Annotated in this window: 1 protein-coding gene; it reads left to right on the plus strand. The window is 33.0% G+C overall.

The window, feature by feature from the left end:
* Nucleotides 1–26: 26 nt before the first annotated feature.
* Nucleotides 27–361: AEC family transporter (locus KH400_RS22615; protein ID WP_281418772.1), on the plus strand; the 335-nt coding region annotated here is incomplete at its 3' end.

Below are 361 nucleotides of genomic sequence, written 5' to 3' on the forward strand. Positions count from 1 at the left end.
CTCTTGGTTATTTGGGGCAAAAAAAATTGGGGTTCGATACTAAGTCAATATCAACAATGGCTCTCTACTTAATGTCTCCTGTACTAGTATTTCGGACCTTTTATACAACAGAATTTGATTTGACATATATATATATGGCATTGTACACATTTCTACTTTGTTTTGGTTTGATAGTGGTTGTATATATTATTGCGTTTTTTCGTAAATACTCCGTTAAAGAAACATGTGGAATGATCTTAGCATCTTCATTTATGAATAATGGAAATTACGGTACTCCAGTAGTACTATTGTTGTTTGGAGCAGCTGGTCTTGATTATGCGATTATTCTAATGGTCATTCAACAGATTGTTATGTGTACAGT

The organism is Desertibacillus haloalkaliphilus (assembly GCF_019039105.1).
Lineage (GTDB): Bacteria > Bacillota > Bacilli > Bacillales > KJ1-10-99 > Desertibacillus > Desertibacillus haloalkaliphilus.